The 1,354-nt window shown below is 68.7% G+C and carries 2 pseudogenes; both read left to right on the top strand.

The features are described from left to right. Window positions 1-322 (top strand): annotated as a pseudogene (locus YO9_RS19345) (TPM domain-containing protein); the annotation flags it as partial. Further along, window positions 231-1,354: pseudogene (locus YO9_RS0115945) on the top strand (TPM domain-containing protein); the annotation flags it as partial. The pseudogenes YO9_RS19345 and YO9_RS0115945, both read left to right, overlap by 92 nt.

Here is a 1,354-nt window from a genome sequence, read left to right as displayed (position 1 = left end):
GCCCGCCGGGCGACGCAACGCTCCCCCGCAGCAACCCCTGGTCCCGCTGCCCGAGCTGCGCAAGCGCGCCGGTGCGAGCCTGGTCGAGGCGGACAACGCCATTCAGCATTCCGAGCAGGAACTGCAGTTCGCGCAGTTGCAGTACGGCAACGAGCAGACCAAGCCGTTCGAGGCCGCCCTCGCGCAGGCCAAGGAGCACATGCGCGCGTCCTTCGAGCTGCAGCAAAAACTTGAGGATCACATCCCCGATACCGAGGCCGATCAGCGCGCGTGGCTCGGCGAGATCATCGACCGCACGCAGAAGGCCCGCGCGCCTGGTTGAGCAGGAGCGGAACTTCGCGGACCTGCGCCAGCTCGAAACTCGCGCGCCCGAGGCACTGCAGGCTGTGGAGACGGAGCTTCGGAACACCCAACCTCGCCTCTCCGAGGCCGAGCAGCTTCTTGTGTCCTTGGCCGCTCACTACGACGACGCCGCTCTCGCGCCCGTTCGTGACAACGGCGAGCAGGCGCGCGATCGCCTCGAATTCGCAGAGACCGCGATTCAGGAAGCACACACCGCGCTGAACGCGAACAACCTCTCCGAAGCCGTGCTGGACATTCGCGCCGCCGAGGAAGCGGTCGGTCAGGCACAGGGACTCGTGACGTCTGTGGAACACGCGCAACGGGACCTGAACCGCGCCGAAGAAACACTGAAGGACGCGGTCAGCATTGCCCAGCGTGACGTGGCCGAGGCCGAGGGCCTCGTGGAACAGGGGTCCCGCCCCGAACTGGCCGGTGCCGCCGCGGGCGTGCGCTCGGTGCTGCGCACCATCACCCAGAACATGGCGTCCGGCCGCTACGACCCCCTGGGTTCCACGCGCCGTTTGGCCGAGGCGAAAGACGAACTCGACAAGGGTCTGGCTGCGGTGCGTACCGAGAACGACCGCGCTCGCTCCGCTCGCGAAACCCTGGCGCACACTCTGGTCAGCGCTCAGGCCAGCCTCTCAACCGCTGGTGAATACATCTGGGCGCGCCGCGGCGGTGTGGGGTCGCAGGCCCGAACACAGCTTTCGGAAGCCGAGCGGCACCTGGACCTGGCCCAGCAGCTGCAGAACTCGGACCCCGTGCGCGCCTTGAACGAGGCCAATCAGGCCATCCGCCTGGCGGACTCCGCCCAGCGAGCGGCCCAGAGCGACGTCGACCAATTCAGCTACCCCGGCGGCTACGGCGGATACGGCGGCATGGGTCGGCGCAGCAACGGAATGGGCGGCGCCATGCTCGGCGGCATCCTGCTGGGCGGCATGCTCGGCGGCGGTGGATTCGGCGGCGGAGGTAGCGGCGGTTTCGGCGGCGGCAGCTTCGGTGGTGGCTTCGG

This window comes from Kocuria atrinae C3-8 (genome assembly GCF_000286355.1).
Lineage (GTDB): Bacteria > Actinomycetota > Actinomycetes > Actinomycetales > Micrococcaceae > Kocuria > Kocuria atrinae_A.
The sequence above is the reverse complement of the archived record's forward strand: the minus strand, read 5'-3'. Positions and strand labels throughout refer to the sequence as shown.